General features: G+C 36.0%; 1 rRNA gene. It reads left to right on the top strand.

Features of this window, described 5'->3' with window-relative positions:
* Nucleotides 1-168 precede the first annotated feature (168 nt).
* Nucleotides 169-556 (top strand): 23S ribosomal RNA (locus tag HMPREF9018_RS11150); the annotation flags it as partial.

Consider the following 556-nt stretch of genomic DNA (forward strand, 5'->3'; position numbering starts at 1 on the left):
AGACGATCTTTGACATATTGTACATTAAATAAACTGTAAGTGAAATAAAATCAAATCTTATTTTATAAGAAATGATTATATTATAAAAATAATTCAATTTGAAAATAGAAATCACACAACAGCTGAAAGTATGAGCTACAACTCTTCTTATTTAAGGAAGAGTTAGCGAAGAAAGTAAAAAAGGGCGTATGGCGGATGCCTAGGCTCATGGAGGCGATGAAGGACGTGATAAGCTGCGATAAGCCTTGGTTAAGTGCAAATAACTGTTAACCCAAGGATTTCCGAATGGGACAACCTAACATGTAGAAGACATGTTACTCCTATAATATTTAGGAGAGCTAACGGAGGGAACTGAAACATCTTAGTACCTCTAGGAAAAGAAAATAAAAATGATTCCCTTAGTAGTGGCGAGCGAACGGGGAAAAGCCCAAACCTATTACGTATATTGCGTAATAGGGGTAGTAGGACCACAATAAAGGAAAAAGTCAATCGAGAGGAATATTTTGGAAAGAATAACAATATAAGGTGACAGTCCTGTACTCGAAGTGCGACTTAT

Origin of the sequence: Prevotella amnii CRIS 21A-A (assembly GCF_000177355.1) — a bacterium.
In the GTDB taxonomy this organism is placed as follows: domain Bacteria; phylum Bacteroidota; class Bacteroidia; order Bacteroidales; family Bacteroidaceae; genus Prevotella; species Prevotella amnii.